The sequence below is a fragment of the Pseudomonas sp. Z18(2022) genome (assembly GCF_036346535.1).
Classification (GTDB): Bacteria; Pseudomonadota; Gammaproteobacteria; order Pseudomonadales; family Pseudomonadaceae; genus Aquipseudomonas; species Aquipseudomonas yamanorum_A.
In genome coordinates this window covers 161690-184850 of the sequence record NZ_JAOTOA010000009.1, presented here as the reverse complement: position 1 = coordinate 184850, position 23161 = coordinate 161690, and the positions used below count along the sequence as shown (strand labels likewise).

The 23161-nt window shown below is 61.9% G+C and carries 19 protein-coding genes and 1 pseudogene; 8 read left to right on the top strand and 12 right to left on the bottom strand.

Annotated features, from left to right (window positions below; genetic code table 11):
* The first annotated feature begins 17 nt into the window (after positions 1-17).
* From V3W39_RS19425 to fba, 4 genes are all read left to right on the top strand, one after another.
* Positions 18-1181: a phosphoglycerate kinase gene (locus V3W39_RS19425; protein ID WP_102605030.1), complete on the top strand. Its 1164-nt coding sequence runs from the start codon at positions 18-20 to the stop codon at positions 1179-1181.
* A 29-nt stretch (positions 1182-1210) separates the two neighbouring features.
* Positions 1211-1438 (top strand): hypothetical protein, encoded by a 228-nt coding sequence (locus V3W39_RS19420; protein ID WP_177043152.1) that lies wholly within the window; start codon positions 1211-1213, stop codon positions 1436-1438.
* Between the two features lie 60 nt (positions 1439-1498).
* The gene (locus V3W39_RS19415; RefSeq protein WP_330213140.1) at positions 1499-1834 is read left to right on the top strand and encodes an MliC family protein; all 336 of its coding nucleotides are present in this window, start codon (positions 1499-1501) and stop codon (positions 1832-1834) included.
* 174 nt (positions 1835-2008) lie between these two features.
* Complete coding sequence (fba, locus tag V3W39_RS19410) at positions 2009-3073, top strand: class II fructose-bisphosphate aldolase (RefSeq protein WP_003177554.1); 1065 nt, start codon at positions 2009-2011, stop codon at positions 3071-3073.
* A gap of 60 nt (positions 3074-3133) precedes the next feature.
* Here the strand turns inward: fba and V3W39_RS19405 are convergent.
* The 3 genes and pseudogenes from V3W39_RS19405 to V3W39_RS19395 all read right to left on the bottom strand — a co-directional run.
* A pseudogene (locus V3W39_RS19405) lies at positions 3134-3325 on the bottom strand (fructose-bisphosphate aldolase); the annotation flags it as partial.
* Between the two features lie 218 nt (positions 3326-3543).
* Positions 3544-4773: an alanine racemase gene (alr, locus tag V3W39_RS19400; RefSeq protein ID WP_330213139.1), complete on the bottom strand. Its 1230-nt coding sequence runs from the start codon at positions 4771-4773 to the stop codon at positions 3544-3546.
* Between the two features lie 141 nt (positions 4774-4914).
* Complete coding sequence (locus tag V3W39_RS19395) at positions 4915-5580, bottom strand: polysaccharide lyase family 7 protein (protein ID WP_177043155.1); 666 nt, start codon at positions 5578-5580, stop codon at positions 4915-4917.
* A gap of 308 nt (positions 5581-5888) precedes the next feature.
* Between V3W39_RS19395 and V3W39_RS19390 the strand changes: the two genes are divergently transcribed.
* The 3 genes from V3W39_RS19390 to V3W39_RS19380 are packed head-to-tail and all read left to right on the top strand — an operon-like array spanning position 5889 to position 8860.
* Entirely contained in the window at positions 5889-8000 is a 2112-nt protein-coding gene (locus V3W39_RS19390; RefSeq protein WP_177043156.1) for a putative bifunctional diguanylate cyclase/phosphodiesterase, read from the top strand.
* A gap of 43 nt (positions 8001-8043) precedes the next feature.
* A complete protein-coding gene (locus V3W39_RS19385) occupies positions 8044-8544 on the top strand; it encodes a M48 metallopeptidase family protein (RefSeq protein ID WP_010167569.1) in 501 nt (166 codons plus the stop codon).
* A 19-nt stretch (positions 8545-8563) separates the two neighbouring features.
* The gene (locus tag V3W39_RS19380; RefSeq protein ID WP_177043157.1) at positions 8564-8860 is read left to right on the top strand and encodes a winged helix-turn-helix domain-containing protein; all 297 of its coding nucleotides are present in this window, start codon (positions 8564-8566) and stop codon (positions 8858-8860) included.
* Between the two features lie 97 nt (positions 8861-8957).
* On the opposite strand, the gene V3W39_RS19375 is transcribed toward V3W39_RS19380, so the two are convergent.
* Positions 8958-9410 (bottom strand): GNAT family N-acetyltransferase, encoded by a 453-nt coding sequence (locus tag V3W39_RS19375; RefSeq protein WP_177043158.1) that lies wholly within the window; start codon positions 9408-9410, stop codon positions 8958-8960.
* A 220-nt stretch (positions 9411-9630) separates the two neighbouring features.
* Here V3W39_RS19375 and V3W39_RS19370 point away from each other — a divergent pair, with 220 nt between their 5' ends.
* Positions 9631-10368: a substrate-binding periplasmic protein gene (locus V3W39_RS19370; protein WP_330213138.1), complete on the top strand. Its 738-nt coding sequence runs from the start codon at positions 9631-9633 to the stop codon at positions 10366-10368.
* Between the two features lie 105 nt (positions 10369-10473).
* Here the strand turns inward: V3W39_RS19370 and yccS are convergent, their stop codons facing one another.
* The 8 genes from yccS to betA all read right to left on the bottom strand — a co-directional run bounded on the left by yccS (position 10474) and on the right by betA (position 23050).
* The gene (gene yccS / locus V3W39_RS19365) at positions 10474-12657 is read right to left on the bottom strand and encodes a YccS family putative transporter (RefSeq protein WP_177043160.1); all 2184 of its coding nucleotides are present in this window, start codon (positions 12655-12657) and stop codon (positions 10474-10476) included.
* A gap of 238 nt (positions 12658-12895) precedes the next feature.
* Entirely contained in the window at positions 12896-14074 is a 1179-nt protein-coding gene (locus V3W39_RS19360; protein ID WP_177079272.1) for an NAD(P)/FAD-dependent oxidoreductase, read from the bottom strand.
* A 163-nt stretch (positions 14075-14237) separates the two neighbouring features.
* Positions 14238-15575 (bottom strand): ATP-dependent RNA helicase DbpA, encoded by a 1338-nt coding sequence (dbpA, locus tag V3W39_RS19355; protein WP_237151081.1) that lies wholly within the window; start codon positions 15573-15575, stop codon positions 14238-14240.
* A gap of 130 nt (positions 15576-15705) precedes the next feature.
* Positions 15706-17133 carry a multidrug transporter subunit MdtD gene (gene mdtD, locus V3W39_RS19350; RefSeq protein WP_177043162.1) on the bottom strand — a complete coding sequence of 476 codons (1428 nt, stop codon included), beginning with the start codon at positions 17131-17133 and terminating at the stop codon, positions 15706-15708.
* Between the two features lie 38 nt (positions 17134-17171).
* Positions 17172-18062 (bottom strand): alpha/beta fold hydrolase, encoded by an 891-nt coding sequence (locus tag V3W39_RS19345; protein WP_177043163.1) that lies wholly within the window; start codon positions 18060-18062, stop codon positions 17172-17174.
* Positions 18063-18376: 314 nt separating this feature from the next.
* Complete coding sequence (locus V3W39_RS19340) at positions 18377-19693, bottom strand: TldD/PmbA family protein (protein WP_330213137.1); 1317 nt, start codon at positions 19691-19693, stop codon at positions 18377-18379.
* Entirely contained in the window at positions 19693-21135 is a 1443-nt protein-coding gene (locus tag V3W39_RS19335; protein ID WP_330213136.1) for a TldD/PmbA family protein, read from the bottom strand. The genes V3W39_RS19340 and V3W39_RS19335 overlap by 1 nt, the downstream gene beginning before the upstream one ends.
* 211 nt (positions 21136-21346) lie before the next feature.
* Positions 21347-23050 (bottom strand): choline dehydrogenase, encoded by a 1704-nt coding sequence (betA, locus tag V3W39_RS19330; protein ID WP_177043166.1) that lies wholly within the window; start codon positions 23048-23050, stop codon positions 21347-21349.
* Between the last annotated feature and the right edge of the window lie 111 nt (positions 23051-23161).

The following is a 23161-nucleotide window of genomic DNA, read 5'->3' as shown; positions in this document are numbered from 1 at the left end:
CTCAGGAATTGCCACCCATGACCGTGTTGAAGATGACCGACCTCGATCTGCAAGGTAAGCGCGTACTGATCCGCGAAGACCTCAACGTCCCAGTCAAGGACGGTGTCGTCACCAGCGATGCGCGAATCCTGGCCTCGCTGCCGACCATCAAGCTGGCCCTGGAAAAAGGCGCGGCTGTGATGGTCTGCTCCCACCTGGGTCGCCCGACCGAAGGTGAGTTCTCGGCAGAAAACAGCCTCAAGCCTGTGGCCGAGTACCTGAGCAAGGCCCTGGGCCGCGACGTGCCGCTGGTGGCCGACTACCTGAACGGCGTGGACGTGAAGGCTGGCGACATCGTGTTGTTCGAAAACGTGCGCTTCAACAAGGGCGAGAAAAAGAACAGCGACGAACTGGCCCAGCAATACGCTGCCCTGTGCGACGTGTTCGTGATGGACGCCTTCGGCACCGCTCACCGTGCCGAGGGTTCGACCCACGGCGTGGCCAAGTTCGCCAAAGTCGCCGCAGCTGGCCCGTTGCTGGCTGCTGAACTGGACGCACTGGGCAAGGCCCTGGGCGCTCCGGCCCAACCGATGGCCGCCATCGTTGCCGGCTCCAAGGTGTCCACCAAGCTCGACGTACTCAACAGTCTGAGCCAGATCTGCAACCAACTGATCGTCGGCGGCGGCATTGCCAACACCTTCCTGGCCGCTGCCGGCCATCCGGTGGGCAAATCGCTGTACGAGCCGGACCTGCTGGACACCGCCCGCGCCATCGCCGCCAAGGTCAGCGTACCGCTGCCGGTGGACGTGGTAGTGGCCAAGGAATTTGCGGAAAGCGCCGAAGCCACCGTCAAGCTGATCGCTGATGTGGCCGCCGACGACATGATCCTGGATATCGGCCCGCAAACTGCAGCGAACTTCGCTGAACTGCTGAAATCGTCCCAGACCATCCTGTGGAACGGTCCGGTGGGCGTGTTCGAGTTCGACCAGTTCGGCAACGGCACAAAAGTGCTGGCCCACGCCATCGCTGAAAGCTCGGCCTTCTCGATTGCCGGTGGTGGCGACACCCTGGCGGCCATCGATAAATATGGCGTTGCTGACCAGATCTCCTACATTTCTACCGGTGGTGGTGCGTTCCTCGAATTCGTCGAAGGCAAGGTACTGCCGGCCGTAGAAGTGCTGGAAAGCCGGGCCAAGGGCTAAGGCACTTGCTGAGGAAAAGGAGCATTCCGATGATCAAGTCGTTGGCACTGGTGATCGCAGCAGGCCTGTTGGCCGGCTGCGGCAGCGCGCCGAAAACGCCGCCGGAGTCTGAAAAGGCCGGGGCGGCGCGGCAAAAGAGTTGCTACCAGGCTGACTGGCAAGCCGAAACCATGCCGGTGATCAACAAGCGCATCGGGCCCGACGGGTTGGAGAAATACGATTCCCCGCCCAAAGGTCAGGAACAGGGTTGCCCTTGACGGGTCTGATTCAATAACCGACAGCAGCGGTGGCCCCAGGTCGCCGCTTGAGGATTGGCAATGAAAGGCGTTTTCGCCCTGGCAGCACTGGCTTTATTGGCCGGATGCACCAACCTGAACATGTTCGACAAGCAGGCCGAGCCAGCGGACAAGTGGACCACCTGGACGTGTGACAGCCAGGCGCAAGTCAACTGGCGCTTTGCCGACCAGGGCCGCACGCAGGTGGATGTACGCCTGGGTGGTTCGGACCAGGTTTACCGCCTCAAGCAGGAAGTGGCGGCCTCGGGCGTGCTGTACAGCGACGGCCAGTTGGCGTTTCACACAAAAGGTGAGGAAGGCCTGGTTTACTGGGTTGCCACCGATGATTTGATCGGGCGCGGCTGTAAAGCTCAATAACACGCCGCGATCACCTGTAGGAGCCGGCTTGCCGGCGATAGCGTCAGTCGCCTGACAGCAATAACGATTCAGCAGGCCAGGCTTTGAAAGCCTGACCTTCAATAACTTGAATAGCAGCCGCCGCTACGGCAGGCTTGCACGATTAACGACCCTCGACCGGGAGAGAGACTCACAATGGCACTTATCAGCATGCGCCAGATGTTGGACCACGCAGCCGAATTCGGCTATGGCGTTCCAGCCTTCAACGTCAACAACCTTGAGCAGATGCGCGCCATCATGGAAGCCGCTGACAAGACTGACTCTCCAGTGATCGTCCAGGCCTCGGCCGGTGCGCGCAAATACGCCGGCGCCCCGTTCCTGCGTCACCTGATCCTCGCCGCGATCGAAGAATTCCCGCACATCCCGGTGTGCATGCACCAGGACCACGGCACCAGCCCTGACGTGTGCCAGCGCTCCATCCAACTGGGCTTCAGCTCGGTGATGATGGACGGCTCCCTGGGCGAAGACGGCAAGACCCCGACCGACTACGAATACAACGTACGTGTTACCCAACAAACCGTGGCCATGGCTCACGCCTGCGGCGTTTCGGTTGAAGGCGAGCTGGGCTGCCTGGGTTCCCTGGAAACCGGCATGGCCGGTGAAGAAGACGGTATCGGCGCCGAAGGCGTGCTGGATCACAGCCAGATGCTGACCGACCCGGAAGAAGCTGCCGACTTCGTCAAGAAGACCCAGGTTGATGCCCTGGCCATCGCCATCGGCACCAGCCACGGCGCCTACAAGTTCACCAAGCCACCTACCGGCGACGTGCTGGCGATCGACCGCATCAAGGAAATCCACAAACGCATCCCCAACACCCACCTGGTGATGCACGGTTCTTCCTCGGTACCGCAAGAGTGGCTGGCGATCATCAACCAGTACGGCGGCGACATCAAAGAAACCTACGGCGTGCCGGTTGAAGAAATCGTTGAAGGCATCAAGTACGGCGTGCGCAAGGTCAACATCGACACCGACCTGCGCCTGGCCTCCACCGGTGCGATGCGTCGCCTGATGGCCACCAACCCGAGCGAATTTGACCCACGTAAATTCTTCGGCGCTACCGTGACTGCCATGCGTGACGTGTGCATCGCGCGTTACGAAGCCTTCGGTACGGCGGGCAACGCTTCGAAGATCAAGCCGATCTCGCTGGAAGCGATGTACCAGCGTTACCTGAAAGGTGAGTTGAACGCCAAGGTCAACTAAGCCCTACGCGTTAATGAAAAAGCCCGCAGCGATGCGGGCTTTTTTGTGGCTGAAATCTGGTCAGGCGACTGTGGGTGTGTCGAAGCCGCGGTATTCGATGACGCGGAATACGTCGCTAACGTCCTGCACCAGGATGCGGGCGGTGTTGAGGCGTTCGCGCAGGCAGGCGTTCAGGTCCGGTAGCGGAGCTTCGCTGTCGATCAGGAGTACGGGGTATTCGGTGGCTGTTTCGGTGCAAGGGGTGAAGCGGCGCCCCGATTCACCGCAACGGCCCTGTAGGACACACCGAACCCATGTGGGAGCCGGGCTTGCCCGCGATGGCGGTGGGTCAGCCAACTTATTCTGTGACTGATACACCGCCATCGCGGGCAAGCCCGGCTCCCACAGGGATAAGTGGTGTTTAAGCGATTGTGTTAATCACCGAATGATCCGCAGGTCCTATAGGACGATACCTACGCATAGGTGGGGACTTAGTTTTCCACCAACACCTTCGGATTCGAGTTACCCCACACCGTATACAGATCCGCCAGCAACGCCCCGTTGATGTCTTCAACTTCCGCCTGGCTGGTCTCAACCGCGCCTTGCTTGCCGAACAACACCACCTCATCACCACTCTTCACGGTCGGCACGTCGGTGACATCCACCATCAGCGTGTTCATCGACACCTTGCCCACCACCGGCACGCGATGGCCGTTGATCAGCACCACGCCCTTGTTGGTAAACGCCCGGCGGTAGCCGTCGGAATAACCCACGGTGATGTTCGCCAGTTTCGAATCCCGCGCCAGGGTGTAGGTGCGGTCATAACCCACGGTGTTGCCCTTCGGATAGCTATTGACCGAAGCCACGTGGGACTTGAACTGCATCACCCGCTTGTATTCGGTGAACGACGGTACGGTGTCACCAAACAACAACCCGCCCGGGCGCACCATGTCCAGCCGCGACTCGGGCACTTCCAAAGTGGCGAAGGAGTTGGCGGCGTGCAGGGTGATCTTGCTGCGGTCGAGTTGGGCGACGTTGATCAGCCAGTTGGCCTGCTCGTTAAACGCCTTGAGGCCGGTGCGCACGTCGGCGGCGTCTTCGACGGCGAAGTGGGTCATGATCGCCTTCACTTGCAGGTTCGGCACCTTGGTGATCGCTACGGCGTCGCGGCGGCCCTGGGCGCTGGTCATTTCCACGCCATTGCGGCTCATGCCGCTGGAGTTCAGGCCCAGGTGTACCACCAGCGGGCGGCCGTGGTTTTCGGCGATCAGGCTGGCGCGTACGGCGAAGTCCAGGTTGCCCACCAGTTCCTCGACGTTGTATGGCAGCGCGGCTTCCAGTTCGCTCAGGGCGGCGGTGCGTACGCGGATCAGTTGGCCCTTGAAGCCGCTTTCACGGACCACGCGGGCTTCTTCGTTGCTGGCGATGCCGACGCAGGGTACGCCCAGTTTGATCACCGAAGGCATCAGCAAGCCGATGCCGTGGCCGTAGGCATCAGCCTTGAGCACGGCGCAGATTTTCGACTTGTCGGCGAGGCTGGCTTGCAGGGTGCGGATGTTGTTTTCGAAGGCGACTTTGTTGATTTCGACCCAGGCATTGCTGTCCTGGATATTGACCTGGGCCACCCCGTCGGCCATCGACAGTGGCGGGGCGGCGAAGGCCGGGTTTTGCAGCAGAGCCATGCCCAGAGAGAGGGCGAGCAGGGTGCGGGAAAAGGGCATTGGGCAGTCTCCATGACTTTCTTATAGGGGGTAGTGCGCGTGCGCGGCGCCATACTCGGATTGTCCTACAAGAAAGTCGAGACCCTGGGTCGCGGTTCTGTCCTAAAGCGTCGTGGGACCGGTCGCTGAAGCGAATCAGCGTCAGTCGTGGTCAATGTCCAGCTTGGCAAATGTCACCCGGGCGCCTTCCTTGCTGTTGCCACTGTTGTCCTGCACATAGGCGCCGGCCTTGAAGTACAGCGGTTGCTTGCCCCACGCGGCGCCAATGCGTTCGTTCCATTGCCCGCTGGCGGCGTCGACACTCAACAGGCCGGCTTTATTCAGGTGGATGACGTAGGTGAAGTTGCGGTCCAGCGGTACGTTTTCGGCAACGATGATCACCCGGCCTTCATCTTCAGTGGGGCGCATGCGCACCTTGGCGACGATGTTGCCGGTCTGGGTTTTTTCCTTGTACTGATACTCGACCTTGATCAGCGGTTTCTGGCTGTCATAGGCGTGGATTTGACCGATGACGATCTTGCCGGACGACGGCACCTGGTTCACCGCCAACGTGGCGCGCAGGAAGTTGTCGGCGTCGCTGTAGAGCCAGTTGCGCAGGCGGCCATCGGCGTAGGTTTCCCGCAGTTCGCTGCGGGGGTAAACCGCGTTTTCGGTGCGTGTGCCGGTGACCGGGGTCCAGAACTGCACACTGCTGCCTTCGGCCTGAAAGTATTGGTCCTTGAACCCACTGAGCAGTTTCGGGGTGTCGATGGTCGAGGGCGGGGAGCCGACGGGGATGCTCAGGTTCCAGGTGGACAGATCAATCATTGAAAGCGCCTTAAACAGGGAGAGAAGGTTGCGGCTCGAGAGCTGGCACTTTCTTTATAGGTGGCTGGAAATGGATTGTTAATGATTTTGTGGCGGTTTGTTGGCGCCAGGTAAATGTCAAAAAGCCATGTTTCCCGTAAATCGCGGGCTGTAGACACCGACCGTTAGTCGGTTGCCTGAACTTTGGCGTCATGATGGCACCGTCATGGCTTCTGCTTTAAGGGATCCGGGGCTAGAGTGAGTCCTTATTGTTTATCCGGTTTTGTCGCAAAAATGACCGGAGTGACGCCGACGACAGAGAAGCAGCAATGGAATGCGCTCCAATCAAGCCCCGCGATGGTTGTTCAGTGCTTTTGGTGGTCGATGACTATCCCGAAAACCTGATCAGCATGCGTGCGCTATTGCAGCGTGAAGACTGGTATGTGGTAACCGCAGCGTCCGGGGTTGAAGCCCTGGGATTGCTGCTCGAGCACGACGTCGACCTGGTGTTGCTGGATGTGATGATGCCCGGCATGGACGGGTTCGAGGTGGCCCGCCTGATGCGGGGCAGCCAGCGCACGCAGATGACCCCGATCATCTTTCTCAGCGCCCACGCCCAGTCGCCGGCGGCGATGCTGGAGGGCTATGCCAGCGGCGCCATCGACTATCTGCTCAAACCCTTCGACCCCAATATCCTCAAGCCCAAGGTCCATGCCCTGCTGGAGCACCAGCGCAACCGCCGTGCCCTGCAGCGCTTGAGCCATGACCTGGAGTCGGCCCGGGCCTTCAATGCCTCGGTGCTGGACAACGCCGCCGAAGGCATCCTGGTGGTGGGCGAAGACGGAGTGATCAGCTACGCCAACCCGGCCATTTCGCGATTGCTGAATGCGCCGGTGGCGCAGATTCAGGGCGCCGAGTTCCTCGGGTTCCTGCAAAAACCCCATGTGCCCGGCTGGGCCGACTCGGCCTTGTATGAAGGCTACAAGCGCGGCGAAACCTGGCGCCTGCACGATGCGATCCTGCGCACCGCGCCGGGCCAGCAACTGCCGGTGGCCATGTCGTGCGCGCCGTTGCCGGCCGAGCAGAAAGCCATGGTGGTCACCGTGCTGGACATGTCCGAGGTGCGCCACCTGCATCAGCAGCTGGAGTTCCAGGCGGTCACCGACCCGCTGACCGGCCTGCTCAACCGGCGTGGGTTTCACCAGGCGGTAGACAATGTGCTGTTGCGCAGTGAGCGTAACGAGCAGTCGCTGGTGCTGCTGTACCTGGACCTGGACGGGTTCAAGCGGGTCAACGATTCCCTGGGGCACGACGCCGGTGACCGGGTGTTGCGCTGGGTCTCGGAGCAGTTGAAGGCGTGCCTGCGTTCCTACGACATTCTCGGGCGCATGGGCGGGGATGAATTCACCGCGCTGCTGGAGCTGGAATTTCCGGAGCAGGCGGCGAAAATTGCGGAAAAACTGATCGAACGGGTGTCGATCTGTCAGCAGGTCGACGGCCTGGATGTGATGCTCGGCGTCAGTATCGGCATCGCCACCTTCCCGGACTGCGGCTCGGACCTCAATGGCCTGCTGCGGGCGGCGGACGTCGCCATGTACGAAGCCAAGCGCGCCGGGCGTCAGCAATATCGTTATTACGATCAGGAAATGAATGGCCGGGCCCGCTCGCGGCTGATGCTCGAAGACAGCGTGCGCAGCGCCATCGAGAGCAAGGATTTCACCCTGGTGTACCAGCCGCAGGTGTCGTTGCACGACGGCCATCTGCGGGGCGTGGAGGCGCTGTTGCGCTGGCAGCATCCGAGTGTCGGCGATGTGCCGCCGGGGCTGTTTTTGCCGTTGCTGGAAGAGGCGCGGCTGATCAGTCAGTTGAGCACCTGGATCTACCAGCAGGTGGCCGCCCAGCGGCAGGCATGGAAGGCCGTGTTCAGTGATGAATTGGTGCTGAGCGTGAGCTTGAGCAGCAGCCAGTTCAACATGCCGAACCTGGCTGGCCAGCTGCAGCAGGTGCTGGAGCGACATGGGCTGCAAGGCCGCCAGCTTGAGGTGGAGGTCAGCGAAGAAAGCCTGATGCACAACCTGGAAGAGTCCACCAAGCAGCTCAAGCTGTTGCGCCAGGCCGGCGTGCGGATTGCCCTCGATGACTTCGGCGCGGGCAACTGCTCCCTGGCCCACCTGCGGGACCTGGAGTTCGACACCCTCAAGCTCGACCCCAAGCTGATCGCACGGCTGCCCGGCTCTTCCCGGGATGCGGCGATGGCGAAGAGCATTATCGAACTCTGCCGGCATTTCGACCTGTTGGTGATTGCCGAGGGCGTCGAGACCCAGGAGCAGGCGCAATGGCTCAAAGCCAACGGCTGTCAGTTCATCCAGGGACCGCAGGTGGCGCCGCCGTTGATGGCCGATGAAATCGCCAACTGGCGCCTGCGCGCAGCGCTACGCTGAATTCGCTACACTGGCGCCTATTCAAATACCCGTTGTTGACCCCATGACCGCGCTGAAATACCTCCAGGCCTACCCCGCAGCATTGCAGGAACAAGTGCGCCAGTTGATTGCCAAGGACCAACTGGGCGACTACCTGACGCAGCGCTACCCTGAACGGCACGGCGTGCAGAGCGACAAAGCCCTGTACAGCTACGCCCAGGCCCTGAAGCAGGAACACCTGCGCAACGCGCCGGCCATCGACAAAGTGTTGTTCGATAACCGCCTGGACCTGACCCACCGAGCCCTCGGCCTGCACACCACCATCTCCCGGGTGCAGGGGGGCAACCTCAAGTCGAAGAAAGAAATCCGCATCGCCTCGCTGTTCAAGGAAGCCGCGCCGGAGTTTCTGCGGATGATCGTGGTCCACGAACTGGCGCACTTCAAGGAATCGGACCACAACAAGGCGTTCTACAAACTCTGTGAATACATGTTGCCGGGCTACCATCAGGTGGAATTTGACCTGCGGGTGTACCTGACCTGGCGGGACCTGCAGGGCAAGCCCTGACCTTCAAAGGCGATCGAGCATGGATGTGAGCAAGACCAAAAGCAGCTTCTACCGGCGCCTGTACGTGGCGTACCTGATCGACAGCCAGTTGGCCAGCAGCGTCCCGGCGCTGACCGAGGCCACGGGCATGCCCCGGCGCACCGCCCAGGACACGATTGCGGCGTTGGCGGACCTGGACATTGTGTGTGAGTTTGAACAGGAAGATGGCGCTCGCAATCATGCCGGGCGCTATCGGATTCGTGATTGGGGCGCAATTGATCGGCGCTGGATCGAGGCGAACCTGGCGAGCATTAAACAGGTGTTGGGTTACCCCTGAGACACCGGTTGCCTGTCCCGACGCCATCGCGGGCAAGCCCGGCTCCCACAGTTGATCGAGTGCTTATGTGGGAGCCGGGCTTGCCCGCGATGGCGTTCTAAGCGCGGCGCATGCCTATATGTGGAATGTCATCCTCAAGGTACTCCTCACCCGCCACCACAAACCCGTACCGCCCGTAATACCCCTGCAGATGCGCCTGGGCCGACAGATAGATCGGCACCTCAGGCCATTGCTTCTCGGCCTGCCGGAGGGCCTCATCCATCATCTGGTGGCCCAGCCCGGTGCCCCGTGCGCCCGGCGCGACAATCACCCGGCCAATCACCACATCACCGCCCTGTGATTCAGGGTCAAGCAGGCGCAGGTAGGCTTGCAACTGACCGTCATCCCAGGCCATCAGGTGATGGGTGTCACCGTCCAGGTCCTGGCCATCGATGTCCTGGTACACGCATTTCTGCTCGACGACGAAGACCTCCGAACGCAGGCGCAAAATGGCGTAGAGCTGCTCCTTGCCCAGGTCACTGTGGTGTTTGCAGACCCATTCGACTGTCATGGTGTTCTCTCGGCTAATTGTCTGCTCAGGATAGTAAGCGTGCAGGCGACGAGTGTCTAAATTGCGATTTTTTGTGAGTGGCGTCAATTTGCCATCATTCAGTGCGTTCGCGGCTGTCTTCTTTGTGTAATCTGCAGGGCAGGCTCATTGATGAGCTACTGTTAAATCCTCGGGTTTGCCCCCGGGGTCAGGCCATAGAATGCCCGCCAAGGACTTGAGCATGCCGCGATTTTCTCGTGCCGTTGCTTTGATCGGTTTGTTGTTGCTGGCCCAGACGGCGGCGGCAGAACGCTTGCGCCTGGTGGCGGATGCCTGGCCGCCGTTTACTGACTCCACCCTGGTCAATGGCGGGTTGGCCACCGACCTCGTGACCACCGCCCTGGCCCGCGCCGGCTACGCCAGTGAGTTTGAACAGGTGCCTTGGGCCCGGGCGCTGATGGGCGTGGGCGATGGGCGGTACGATGTGCTGGTCAATGCCTGGTACGACGATGCGCGTACGCAATTGGGGCAGTTTTCTGACGAGTATCTGCTCAACCGGGTGTTGTTTCTGAAGCGCCGTGACGATTCCATCGAATACCAGAACCTGCAGCAACTCCACGACTACCCCATCGCGGTGGTGCGCGGTTACGCCTACTCGGCGGCGTTCGATGCCGATCCGCAATTGCAGAAAGTCCCGGTGCATAACTTCGCCATGGCCGTGCGCATGCTGGCGGCGCAGCGGGTGCGGTTGACGGTGGAGGATGAGTTCGTTGCCCGCTACTACCTGGCTCGGGAATCGGCCGCTGTGCGCAATGCGGTGGAGTTCCTGCCGGTGCCGCTGAGCGAAAACAGCCTGCACATTCTGGTCAGCCTGAAAAATCCCCGGCATGAGGAGATTGTTGCCGGGTTTGATCGGGAGATTGTCAGGATGAAGGCGGATGGCAGTTATGCGCGGTTGATGAAGCAGCATGGGATGTAGTGAGGCTAATGGCCCCATCGCGGGCAAGCCCGGCTCCCACAGTTGGCCGCACTTCAAAGGTGGAACTCGGTCAACTGTGGGAGCTGGCTTGCCTGCGATAGCGATTCAGGCCTCGCTGGTGTCTTTGATCAGGTGAGCCGCCAAGGTGCGCAACGGCCCCAACTGCCGGCAGATCAACGCCAATTGCGTCTGCACCAACCGTTGCCCCTCATCAATCTCATCCGGCATCTGCTCCAGCTCTACCGCCAACGCTTCCTCCGCATCACTCTGGATCGCGATCGGCTGCTTGTTGGCCAGCCCCGTGGCGATCTCGTCGATGCTCGCCGCCAGCGTCTTGCCCGCACCTTCGATCAAGTGCTCGCGCATCTCGGCCGGCAGCTGGGTTTCCCGGTGTGCACCGAGCCCCGACAGGTAGCTGAGCAGCGTGTGTGACAGCACCAGGAACCTGAACCCCACGTCCGCTTCCTTACGGAAGTGCCCCGGCTCCATCAACATGTTCGCCAGGGTGGTGGACAGCGCCGCATCGGCGTTGTGGGCGTTGCGCCGGGCCAGGCGGTAAGCCAGGTCGTCGCTTTTGCCGGCGGCGTACTGCTGCATGATCTGGCGCAGGTAGATGCTGTTGCAGGTCAGGGTGTTGGCCAGCACCTTGTTCAGGCGTCGACCTTGCCAGTCCGGCAGGAACAGGAACACCGCCAGCCCGGCGATCAGGCTGCCGAGCAAGGTATCGAACAGCCGCGGCAGGAACAGCCCGTAGCCGTCGCCCACCTGGTTGAAGCAGAACAGCACCATCAGCGTGATCGCCGCGGTCGCCAGGGTGTAGCGGGTGGTGCGGTTGATAAAGAACACCAGGCCGGCGGCGATGGCGAACATCGACTGGATCAGCGGGTTGGGGAACAGGTCGAACAGCGCCCAGGCGATGGTCAGGCCGATGGCGGTGCCGATGATCCGCTGGCCCAGCTTGCGCCGGGTGGCGCCGTAGTTCGGCTGGCACACGAACAGCGTGGTGAGAATGATCCAGTAGCCCTGGGACGGGTGGATCAAGTGCACCATCCAGTAGCCGATACTCAGCGCCAGGGGCAGACGCAGGGCGTGGCGGAACAGCAAGGACGTCGGCGTCAGCTGCGTGCGCAGGCGTGTCCACATTTCCTTGAGGTTGCGCGGTGCACGGTCCAGCAGGCTGCTGTCGGTGGCATCGGCCAGGCTGTCGGGGTTGGCGGCGTCGCCCAGCAGGCGGTCCAGGGTCGAGAGGTTGGCCGCCAGGGCGCGCAGGGAGCGCAGCAGGCCGCGCCAGGCCGGGTTGCTCTGGATGCGCAGGTGTTCCAGGGAGGCATTCAGGTCGCCCAGGGCTTCGGCGAAGCTGTCGTCATAGACGAACGGCTGGCGCAGTTGGATCGATTCGGCGAGGGTCTGGCAGGCTTTGCCTTGCTGGCGCAGCAGGCGCTGGCAGCGGAACAGCACGTCGCTGTGGAAGAAGGCTTCGGCGAGGGCGTTGTAAGGGTAGTGCGAGGAGCTGGCGCGTTCGTGGATGTCCTGGGCCAGGAAGTACAGCTTGAGGTAGCGGCTGACCTTGGAGCCCGGGCGGCCATTGCCGACGCGGTGCAGGATGATTTCCTTGGCGGCGTTCAGCGCCGCCACCACCCGGCCGTTTTGCTGGGCCAGTTCCAGGCGCCGCGCTTCCACATCCAGCTGGCGGATCGGCTCGAACAGCGACGACTTGAGCTTGAGGTAACGCCCCAGCTCGCGAAACAGCCGTGCCAGGCTCTGCTGCACCGGCTGGTTGGAAAACAATACCTGCCACAACACCGAGAGCGCGCCGTACCAGGCAGCACCAGCCACCAGCAGCAAGGGTTCATGCCAGAAGTCGGTAACGGCGCCACCGCGCTGGTCCACGCCGATCATGGTGTAGACCGACAGAATCAGGGTGGCCGAAGCAATCGCCCCATAGCGCTCGCCCAGCGCGCCGAGCATGGTCAGGCCGAAGCTTGAGAGCGCCAGGAAAATCGCGAAGATCCATGGGTAGGGGAACAGCAGTTCGACGGACAGCGCGGCGGTGCTGAAGCACACCAGCGTCACGGCGAGGGCGTTGAGGCGGCCTTGCCAGTTGTCATCGGTCTCGGCCAGTGCGCTGGCGATAATCCCCAGGAACAACGGGATCAGCAGCGCCATTTCATTCTGGTACCAGCACAGCGCCATGCTGCCGGTCAGGGCGATGAATACCCGTACGCTGTAACTGAACTTATCCAGTGCCCAAAGGCGCCGCATGGACTGCTTGAAGGAGGTCGATGACATGAAGTCTGGGGTCTTCCGGGACGATGTCGCTAAATTGAGCCAGTAATGACGCCACGGCAAGCGTGGCGATCACATCCAACAGCAAAATTTATTACAGGCATTCTCTCAAGAACACCCCAAACCAATGTGGGAGCTGGCTTGCCTGCGATGGCGGTGTGTCAGTCAATCAGGATGTTGAAGGTGCCGGCCTCATCGCAGGCAAGCCAGCTCCCACAGTTTGACCGAGTACATCCTTGAATCAGGCAAATTGTGCCGCGGCATACCCGGAAGCCCACGCCCACTGGAAGTTGAACCCACCCAGGTGACCGGTCACATCCAACACTTCCCCGATAAAGTACAAACCGGGGCTTTTCAGGGATTCCATGGTCTTGGACGAAACTTCCCGCGTGTCCACCCCACCCAGGGTGACCTCGGCGGTGCGATAGCCTTCGGTGCCCGCCGGTACCAGCTGCCAACTCCCCAGTTTGCCGGCGATGTCGGCAATCTCGGCGTGGGTGTACTGCTTCATCGGCTTGGAAACGAACCAGGTTTCGGCCAGCAGGTTGGCCATCTTCTTGGTGAAGATCTCGCCCAGCAGGGTTTTCAGCTCGCTGTTCGGGCGCTCCACCTGTTGCTCCTGCAGCCAGGCGTGGGCGTCGTGGTCGGGCAACAGGTTGATTTCCACGGTGTCGCCGGGTTCCCAGTACGAGGAAATCTGCAAAATCGCCGGCCCGCTCAGACCTCGGTGGGTAAACAGGATGTTCTCGCGAAAGCTCTGGTCGTTGCAGCTCACCAGGCAGTCCACGGACGTGCCGGACAGCTCGCCGCACAATTCCTTGAGCTGGTCGGTGATGGTGAACGGCACCAGCCCGGCGCGGGTGGGCAGCAGTTCATGGCCGAACTGTTTGGCGACCTGGTAACCAAACCCGGTGGCCCCCAGGGTCGGAATGGACAGCCCGCCCGTGGCGATCACCAACGACTCGCAGCGCAACTCCCCCAGGGTGGTTTGCAGCTGATAGCCGCTCTCGACCTTGGCAATCTCCTGCACCGAGGTGTCCAGGTGCATGCTCACGCCCACCTGGATGCACTCATCCAGCAGCATCCCGAGGATGTCGCTGGACTTGTTGTCGCAGAACAGCTGGCCGAGCTTTTTTTCGTGGTACGGCACGCCGTGCTTGGCCACCAGCCCGATGAAATCCCACTGGGTGTAGCGGGCCAGGGCGGACTTGCAGAAGTGCGCGTTGTGGGACAGGAAGTTGGCCGGCTCGGTGTACATATTGGTGAAATTGCAGCGGCCACCGCCGGACATCAGGATTTTTTTGCCGGCCTTGTTCGCGTGGTCGATCAGCATCACCTTGCGCCCACGCCCGGCGGCGGTCAGCGCGCACATCAAGCCTGCGGCGCCGGCGCCAATGATCACAACTTCGGTCGAACGCACAGCAATGTCCTCAAAAAAATACTGATCTGAAATGCAATCAAATGTGGGAGCTGGCTTGCCTGCGATGCAGCCGACTCGGTCTGTCTGTCAGACCGAGTTGATGCTATCGCAGGCAAGCCAGCTCCCACATTGATTCGGTTCCTTCAACAGGAACGCGGTGTTTTTACAGGATGCGCACGCGCAACGAACGGCCTTTGATCTTGCCGTCATTCAAACGCTGCAGCGCCTGCTTGGCGATCCCGCGTTCCACGGCCACGAACGCCTGGAAATCAAAGATCGCGATCTTGCCGACCTGGGCACCGGGAATCCCGGCGTCACCGGTCAATGCGCCAAGGATGTCACCCGGGCGAACCTTGTCTTTACGGCCAGCGGCAATGCACAGGGTGCTCATCACCGGCAGCAACGGGCCGCCGCTCTGAGGCTTGAGGTTGTCCAACTGGTCCCAGTTCAGCGGCGATTTCTGCAACTGCTCGATGGCCTGGGCGCGGTGGGCTTCGGACGGTGCAACCAGGCTGATAGCGATGCCGGTCTCACCGGCACGGCCGGTACGGCCCACGCGGTGGATGTGGATTTCCGAGTCGCGGGCCAGTTCGACGTTGATCACCATGTCCAGTGCATCAATGTCCAAGCCACGGGCGGCCACGTCGGTGGCGACCAGTACCGAAGTACTGCGGTTGGCGAACATCGCCAGCACCTGGTCACGGTCGCGCTGTTCCAGGTCGCCATGCAGGCCGACAGCGGAAATGCCCTTGGCGGTCAGGTGGTCGACGGTTTCCTGCACTTGCTGCTTGGTAAAGCAGAAGGCTACGCAGGAAGCCGGACGAAAATGCGCCAGGACCTTGGTCACCGCGTCCATGCGCTCTTCCGGGGAAATCTCGTAGAAGCGCTGCTCGATCTGGTCGTCCGAGTGGAACGCTTCGGCCTTGACCTGTTGTGGCGCGCGCATGAATTTCGAGGCCAGCTGCTTGATGCTCACCGGGTAGGTGGCCGAGAACAGCAGGGTCTGGCGGCGGGCCGGGGTCTTGCTGATGATGTCTTCGATGGCGTCGTAGAAACCCATGTCGAGCATGCGGTCGGCTTCATCGAGGATCAGCGTGTTCAAACCGTCCAGAACCAGCGAACCCTTGCGCAAATGCTGCTGGATGCGGCCCGGGGTGCCGACGATGACGTGGGCACCGTGTTCCAGGGAAGCGATCTGCGGGCCGAGGGACACGCCGCCGCACAGGGTCAGAACCTTGATGTTGTCTTCGGCACGGGCCAGGCGGCGGATTTCCTTGGCGACCTGGTCGGCCAGCTCGCGGGTCGGGCACATCACCAGCGCCTGGCAGCCGAAGTAGCGTGGGTTGATCGGGTTCAACAGGCCGATACCGAAGGCGGCGGTCTTGCCGCTGCCGGTCTTGGCCTGGGCAATCAGGTCCAGCCCTTTGAGGATCACCGGCAAGCTTTGCGCCTGGATCTGCGTCATCTCGACATAACCCAGCGAGTCGAGGTTAGCCAGCATGGCGGCGGACAGGGGCAAAGTATTAAAAGCGGTGGCGATGGTAGTCACGGGACTGGCTCTGCAAAACAAAATGTCGCGCAGTGTACCAGTCCCGAAGGATTTTCCCCGCAAGTTCTAGACGAGAAGCCTGTTAATGCTCGATGTCGTGCTCGCGGCTGACCACCCGTTTGCCGTCTTTTGGCGACAGTTGCAGGAAGATCGCCGCCGCCAGCATCGCCATGATGCCTACAGTGACGAAGGTCAGCTGGAACGCACCGAGCACGGTGTCGACCCCGTCGTTGCCCACTTCGGCGGTAAAACCACCCAGCAGCGCACCGGCGCAGGCCACGCCCAGGCTCAGGGACAACTGCGCCACCACCGACAGCAAACTGTTGCCACTGCTCGCTTGGGCGTCGTCGAGGTCGATCAGGGTCACGGTGTTCATCGCGGTAAATTGCAGCGAGTTGATCGCCCCCAGGATCGCCAGCATGCCGAGCAGCAACGGGTAGGGCGTGTGTTCGCTGACCAGGCCCATGCTCGCCAGCATGATGCCCAGCGCCAGGGTGTTGCCGGTGAGCACTACGCGGTAGCCCAGGCGCTCGATCAGCGGCCGGGCGATGGACTTGGCAAACATCGCCGCCGCCGCCAGGGGCAGCATGCTCATCCCGGCTTCCGACGGTGAGTAACCCAGCGCCACCTGCAACAGCAGCGGCACCAGGAACGGCAGGGCGCCGCTGCCCAGGCGGGCGAACAGGTTGCCGAGGATGCCCACGGCAAAGGTCCGGGTCTTGAACAGTACCGGCGAGAACAGCGGGTTATCGATATGCCCGGCTCGCAGCCAATACGCCGCCAGGCACGCCAGGCCGCCGAACAGCAGCAACATCACGCGCAGGTGCGGCAGGTGCAATTCGCCGAGGCCTTCCATGGCGATGGTGATCAGCACCATCGCCGCGCCGAACAACAGGAAGCCCACGCCATCGAACCGCGTGCGCTCGCTGCCCCGCAGGTCGGGGATGAATTTCCACACGGCGTAGCAGCCGATGATGCCCACCGGCAGGTTGATCAGGAAGATCCAGTGCCAGGTCAGGTATTGCACCATCCAGCCGCCCATGGTCGGGCCGAGCAACGGGCCGAGCAGCCCGGGAATGGTGATGAAGCCCATGATCCGCACCAGCTCCGAACGCGGGTACGCGCGCAGCACCACCAGCCTGCCCACCGGCAACATCAAGGCGCCGCCCAGGCCCTGGATGACCCGGGCGCCCACCAGCATGGTCAGCGTGCTGGAGAGTGCGCAGAGCAGAGAGCCGATGCTGAACAGCATGATCGCGCCGAAGAAAATCTTCTTGGTGCCGAAGCGATCGGCCACCCAGCCCGAGGCGGGAATCAGCAAGGCCACCGTCAACATGTAGGCGATCACCACGCCTTGCATGCGCAAGGGGTTCTCCGCCAGGTCTCGGGCCATGGCCGGCAATGCAGTGTTGAGAATCGTCCCATCCAGCGACTGCATGAAGAAGGCAATCGCTACCACCCAGGGTAGCCAGCGGGCGGTCTTGGCATCGAGAGGGGTGCGATTCGGCATGAGTTACCTTTTTTTGTTAGCAGCCTATGTGTCGGCGATTATGCGCCATCGGCAGCTCCTTTTCCCACTGGCGCTTCGTCTATATCCGACAACGCCACGTCTTTCCCCACCAGGAAGTCGAGCAGCGCCCGGTGCACTGCCAGGGCCGCTTCGCGGGATTCCAGGTCGAGCAAATGGCCGGTGTGTTCGGCGGTGGCGAAGCTGCTGCGGCCCACGTATTTTTTAAACAGTTGGGCTTCATCTGCCGGGGTGTACTCGTCCAGTACGCCGTTGAGGAAGTGCACCGGGGTTTCGATCTGGCTCAGTTGCGGCAGGTAGTTGCCGTCACCGAGGGCCAGCACCTGGTGGATATGGAAACGTGCCTGGCGATACTCGGTGGTGGCCATGGTCGACAGGTGCCGGTGGTTGTTGCGCTTGAGCCGGGGTGACAGGTATTTGCCCACGGTTTCATTCAGCAGATGGCCGACGGCGGATTTGTCATCGGCCTCGATCAGCACGCGCACCCGTTCTACGTATTCGAGCATGGCCTGGTTGAGGTTGGGCGCCAGGGCCATCACCACCGAGCTTTCAATGGACGGCGGGTTATGGGCCAGGGTCAGCAGCGTGGAAATCCCGCCCCACGAGGCAGATACCAGGTGGTTGACCTGAAAGCGCTCCACCAGTGCCCGCAGGATCTGCACTTCATCGTCCTTGGTCACAAGGTCCAGGTCGGTGTTGTACGGGCGCGAATAGCCGGAGAACGGCAGGTCGAACATCAGCACATTGAAGTGCTCCGACAGGCACTTGCTGGTGCGCGCGAACGAGCGGGTGGTGGACAGCGCGCCATTGACCAACAGCACGGTTTTTTTCTCTGGGTTGTTACCAAGCTGCTCTACGTGAACGTTGTAGTGCTTGAACAGCTTCTCAATGACAAAACTTCCATGGTTCATGTCAACGCTCCAGCTTGCCCTATCCCGGGCAAGGTCATGCATCACTTGCGTGCAAGTGGGTTGAGGACGGCGGGGTGTTGTTTGAGTTTTTTTACCGCGCGGACGTGGCTAGGTGCCACCAACCTTTATAACGAGGTTTTTGATGGGCCACAACGGGGTGGCGCAGGAAGAGAGGGATCGCAGGTGGAGAATGGATTCAGCTGTAGGAGGCGTCGTGCGTAGCAGCTGTCGAGCGCAAGCGAGGCTGCGTCCGCGGTGTGTCTGATACACCGCTGACGCAGCCTCGCTTGCGCTCGACAGCTGCTACGTATGAGTTAAAGGGTCAGGGTCAGCCGTTTTACCAAGGCGCCCGGTAATAGGTTGGACGAGGTATTGCGCTGGCTATACGTACTCGCCGACAACAGCAATTCCCGATCAGCGGTCAATGCCTCCAACTGCGAACCCAGCAGGCTGTACACGCTGTCATCAAAACGCATGGTGCTGACCGGTGCCTTGATCTCGCCGTCTTCGACCCAGAACGTGGCGAAGCGGGTCATGCCCGTCAGGCGCGCGGCGGGCTGGTCGGAGTAGTTCAGGTACCACAGGTTGCTGATGTACAGGCCAGTGCCCAACTGCTTGAGGATATCGGCCTGGGCCAGGTTGCCGGCCGCCATCTGCAACGCGCTTGGGGATTCATCGCTGCTGGCGCCGTTGGTGCTTAACCCGTATTCGGCGGCGCTGCGGGAATTCACCAGTTGGCCTTCGGCCCTGCCGCCGCTGATCAGCTTCACGTCACTGCGCGGATAACCGTCACGGGAAAATGCCGAACTCAAAGAGCCACTGACCTGTTCGTCCACCGTCACCAGCGGGCTCAACGCTTGATCGCCGGCATACAGGCGCTGCAGCGGGCTGCCCTTGCTGGCGATGGCCTGTGCGGAAAACCCGCCCCAGGTGAGCATGCTGATGATCTCTTCCATGGCCGCCGGCGCCAGGTAGGCGCGGTATTGCCCGGGTGCCAGCGGGTGCAGCGGGCGGCCGAGGAATTCCAGTTGCTCGCGGGCCTGCTGGAAACGCAGGGCGAAGGCCGCGCTGTCCCACTCGTTACCGGCGTAGCTGGCTTTTACCGCTTCGCCGTTGGTGTGGAACAGGCTGAAGTCAAAATTGAAGCTGTTGGCCTGGTGCCAACCGAAGGCGCCTGACGAACTGGCAAAGCCACGGCTGATAGGGCCGGCGGCGTAGAAGCCGACCATGTCCACACCTTCGGCGGCCTGGCTGATTGCTTCCAGCACCTGGCCCAGGTCCGGCAGCGGTCGGTCCTGCTGGTCCTTGTTTTGCCAGGCGTTGTGATTGAGCAGCAGGTACGGATCCTGGGGCAGCAACGGCAAGGTCTCGCGCAGTTGTTGCAGGCCGGCGGCCAGGCGCTGGCGGTCCAGCTCTGGCTCGCCCGCGAGGGTGATGCCGAGGTCGGCATGGCGCCCGCCGTCAATCAGCTTGAGGTTCACGCTGGCCTGCTGCACCTGGCCGGCCTGGCGTACTTTGCCGTGATTGAAACGCACGAACTCGGACGACTCTGCCGCGTAACCGAGGTGGAATTGTTCTGTCTCGGTGATGGCCTGCTTGAGCCAATCCACCAGCGCCTTGAATGTGTGCATCAGGCGTCTCCTCCAAATACATCAATGTTGCTGAATACGCAGGCCGGCGATGCATGGCCGACGCGGATCACCTGGTTGGGTTCGCCCTTGCCGCAGTTTGGCGTGCCCAGGACCCGCGAGGTACCGGCATCGCCCACGGCGCTGAGGTTGCGCCAGAACTGCGCAGAAATGGCGCGGTAGTTGGGGTTTTTCACCACGCCTTTGAGCTCGCCGTTTTCAATCAACTGGCCCCACTCGCAGCCGAACTGGAATTTGTTGCGCGCATCGTCAATCGACCAGGAACGGTTGGTGGACATCAGGATGCCGTTCTCGATACCGCCAATCAGCTGCGCCATGCTCTTGTCGCCGGGCTCGATGTTGAGGTTGGCCATGCGGTCGATCGGCGCGCGGTTCCAGCTGCAGGCGCGACTGTTGGCCACGCCTTGCATGCCGGAGCGATATTGCGAGAGTGCTCCGCCCAACGGTTTGAGCAACAGGCCTTCGCGAATCAGGAACTGCTTGGTGGCCTTGGTGCCGTCGTCGTCATGGCCGTAGCTGGCAAGTTGCTCGGGAATGTCCGGATCGAAGGTCACGTTGAGCAGGCTGGAGCCGTATTGCAGGTGGCCGAAGTCGCTGGCCTTGACGAAGCTGGTGCCGGCGTAATTGCGCTCGTCGCCCAGGATGCGGTCCAGCTCCAGCGGGTGGCCGATGGATTCGTGGATCTGCAGGATCATCTGGTCGGGCATCAGCAGCAGGTCGCGCTGGCCGTTGGGCGTGTTGGGTGCCAACAGCAATTGCAGCGCGCTGTCGGCGACTTTCGGGGCCGCGCCCACCAGGCCGAAGCGGCTGATCACGTCAAAGCCGCCTTGCTGACCGAAGTTGGTGCCGCCCAGGGTGCGGGTCTGGCTGTCGTTGCCGTCGTAGGCGGTGACGTTGACGCCGGGGAATACAAAACGCTGGGCCTGGCGCAGTTCGGCGCCGGCGCTGTTGAGGTAGATCTGTTCGACGTGGGTGATGCCCAGGCTGACTTCCCAGTTCACCAGGCGCTCGTCCTTGGGCACGGCGGCCGATTCGGCGCCCAGCAGTTGGTAGCAATCGCTCAGGGACGGGAAGGGTTGGTCGAGGTTCGGCGACAGGTAGTCGGCGACATCGCTGGACACCGGCTGGTCCCGCAGGTCGAGCAGGGCGTGGGGCAAGATCCGCCGAGCTTGCTGTTCGGCGCGCTCAAGGGCGGCTTGCAGGCCGGGCAGGGAAATATCGTGGGTGGCGGCGTAGGCTTCGACGCCGTTGAGGCGCACGGTGAGCATCACGCCTTCGTCCTGGCTCAGGCTGGGCGGCTCGGCGACGTTCTTGCGTACCGACAGGTACTGGCCGGATTCGCGGACATAGCGCAGGGAAAAGAATTCGGCGGTGGTGCGCAGGGCACTGAACTGCTTTTTGAGTGTGGCGTGGTGGTCGAACATGGGGCCTTCCTTGTGGGCGGCTCGGCGCGGGCAGGCAAACAGAGTAGGCCTGGGGCGGGGAGCGGATCAAGGAAAGTGTAGGCAGGCGGGAGGTCTTGCGGTGTCAGACAGGGCCTCATCGCGGGCAAGCCCGCTCCCACATTTTTGGTTTGTGAATACAGTCAAATGTGGGAGCCGGCTTGCCTGCGATGCAGGCACCTCGGTGTATCAGTTACTGCGCGGTAGGACCCACTTCACGCATCGGCTTGCCACGCACCGGCGCGTCGCCCGCTACGTAGTAGTCCGCCGTGCTGCGCGGCAGTGGCTTGCGGCCACGGATCTTGTCGGCGATTTTCTCGGCGATCATGATCGTCGGCGCGTTCAGGTTACCGGTGGTGATGATCGGCATGATCGAGGCATCAACCACGCGCAAACCCTGCATGCCATGCACACGGCCTTCAGCGTCAACCACGGCCATCTCGTCGGTGCCCATCTTGCACGAGCAGGACGGGTGGAACGCGGTCTCGGCGTGCTCGCGGATAAATTTATCCAGTTGCTCGTCGGTCTGCACGTCGATGCCCGGGCTGATTTCGCGGCCACGGTATTGATCCAGTGCCGGTTGCTGCATGATTTCACGGGTCAGGCGGATGCCGTCGCGGAATTCCTGCCAGTCCTGCTCGGTGGCCATGTAGTTGAAGAGGATGCTCGGGTATTCCCGCGGGTTCTTCGACTTCAACTGCACGCGACCACGGCTCGGCGAACGCATGGAGCCCATGTGCGCCTGGAAACCGTGCTCTTTAACACCGTTGCTGCCGTTGTAGTTAATCGCTACCGGCAGGAAGTGGTACTGGATGTTCGGCCAATCGAATTCTTCACGGGTACGGATGAAACCGCCCGCTTCGAACTGGTTGCTGGCGCCGATGCCGGTGCCGTTGAACAGCCACTCGGCACCAATGGCCGGCTGGTTGTACCAGAGCAGCGACGGGTACAGCGACACCGGTTGGGTGCAGGCGTATTGCAGATACAGCTCGAGGTGATCCTGCAGGTTTTCGCCGACGCCCGGCAGGTCGTGGACCACCGGGATATCGAGGCTTTCCAGCAGTTTCGCCGGGCCGACGCCGGAGCGTTGCAGCAGTTGCGGCGAAGCGATTGCGCCGCTGCACACCAGGACTTCCTTGCGGGCGCGGGCTTCAACGCGTTCTTCGGCGGCGCCGATCAGGTAGCGCACGCCAACGGCGCGCTTGCCTTCGAACAGCACCTTGTCGGTCAGTGCGTGGGTGACGATGGTCAGCGTCGAGCGCTTCTTGGCCGTGTCCAGGTAACCGCGAGCGGTGCTGGCGCGACGGCCGTTCGGCGTCACGGTACGGTCCATCGGGCCGAAGCCTTCCTGCTGGTAGCCGTTCAAGTCTTCGGTACGCGGGTAGCCGGCCTGTACGCCTGCTTCAACCATCGCGTGGAACAGCGGGTTGTTGCCGGCCTTGGGTGTGGTCACGCTGACCGGGCCTTCGCCACCGTGGTAGTCGTTCGGGCCGATGTCGCGGGTTTCGGCTTTACGGAAATACGGCAGGCAGTCGAGGTAGGTCCAGTTTTCCAGGCCCGGGAGTTTCGACCAGTTGTCGTAGTCCATCGCGTTGCCGCGGATGTAGCACATGCCGTTGATCAGTGAAGAGCCGCCGAGGCCCTTGCCGCGACCGCATTCCATCCGGCGGCCGTCCATGTGTGGCTCTGGATCGGTTTCGTAGGCCCAGTTGTAGCGACGGCCTTGCAGCGGGAACGCCAGGGCGGCGGGCATCTGGGTACGGAAATCCAGACGGTAGTCCGGGCCGCCGGCTTCCAGCAGCAGGACGGTGACGCCTTCGTCTTCGGTCAGACGGGTCGCCAGGGTGTTACCGGCGGAGCCGGCACCCACAATGATGTAGTCGTATTCTTGGGACATTGAATGCACCCTCGTGAAAGTTGGTTCAGGCTGCTTTTGTGGCGAGGGAGCTTGCTCCCGTTCGACTGCGCAGCAGTCGCAAAGTCAGCGCTCGAGTTCTGTCTGAAAGAA

Bases quoted from the DNA above. Each gene is read 5' to 3' on its own strand.
- V3W39_RS19425 (WP_102605030.1), top strand. From the start codon at position 18: ATGACCGTGTTGAAGATGACCGACCTCGATCTGCAAGGTAAGCGCGTA.
- V3W39_RS19390 (WP_177043156.1), top strand. From the start codon at position 5,889: ATGGAATGCGCTCCAATCAAGCCCCGCGATGGTTGTTCAGTGCTTTTG.
- V3W39_RS19380 (WP_177043157.1), top strand. From the start codon at position 8,564: ATGGATGTGAGCAAGACCAAAAGCAGCTTCTACCGGCGCCTGTACGTG.
- V3W39_RS19375 (WP_177043158.1), bottom strand. From the start codon at position 9,410: ATGACAGTCGAATGGGTCTGCAAACACCACAGTGACCTGGGCAAGGAG.
- V3W39_RS19335 (WP_330213136.1), bottom strand. From the start codon at position 21,135: ATGTTCGACCACCACGCCACACTCAAAAAGCAGTTCAGTGCCCTGCGC.
- mdtD (WP_177043162.1), bottom strand. From the start codon at position 17,133: ATGCCGAATCGCACCCCTCTCGATGCCAAGACCGCCCGCTGGCTACCC.
- V3W39_RS19420 (WP_177043152.1), top strand. From the start codon at position 1,211: ATGATCAAGTCGTTGGCACTGGTGATCGCAGCAGGCCTGTTGGCCGGC.
- V3W39_RS19415 (WP_330213140.1), top strand. From the start codon at position 1,499: ATGAAAGGCGTTTTCGCCCTGGCAGCACTGGCTTTATTGGCCGGATGC.
- V3W39_RS19345 (WP_177043163.1), bottom strand. From the start codon at position 18,062: ATGAACCATGGAAGTTTTGTCATTGAGAAGCTGTTCAAGCACTACAAC.
- yccS (WP_177043160.1), bottom strand. From the start codon at position 12,657: ATGTCATCGACCTCCTTCAAGCAGTCCATGCGGCGCCTTTGGGCACTG.
- V3W39_RS19340 (WP_330213137.1), bottom strand. From the start codon at position 19,693: ATGCACACATTCAAGGCGCTGGTGGATTGGCTCAAGCAGGCCATCACC.
- fba (WP_003177554.1), top strand. From the start codon at position 2,009: ATGGCACTTATCAGCATGCGCCAGATGTTGGACCACGCAGCCGAATTC.
- V3W39_RS19370 (WP_330213138.1), top strand. From the start codon at position 9,631: ATGCCGCGATTTTCTCGTGCCGTTGCTTTGATCGGTTTGTTGTTGCTG.
- alr (WP_330213139.1), bottom strand. From the start codon at position 4,773: ATGCCCTTTTCCCGCACCCTGCTCGCCCTCTCTCTGGGCATGGCTCTG.
- betA (WP_177043166.1), bottom strand. From the start codon at position 23,050: ATGTCCCAAGAATACGACTACATCATTGTGGGTGCCGGCTCCGCCGGT.
- dbpA (WP_237151081.1), bottom strand. From the start codon at position 15,575: ATGCTGGCTAACCTCGACTCGCTGGGTTATGTCGAGATGACGCAGATC.
- V3W39_RS19395 (WP_177043155.1), bottom strand. From the start codon at position 5,580: ATGATTGATCTGTCCACCTGGAACCTGAGCATCCCCGTCGGCTCCCCG.
- V3W39_RS19385 (WP_010167569.1), top strand. From the start codon at position 8,044: ATGACCGCGCTGAAATACCTCCAGGCCTACCCCGCAGCATTGCAGGAA.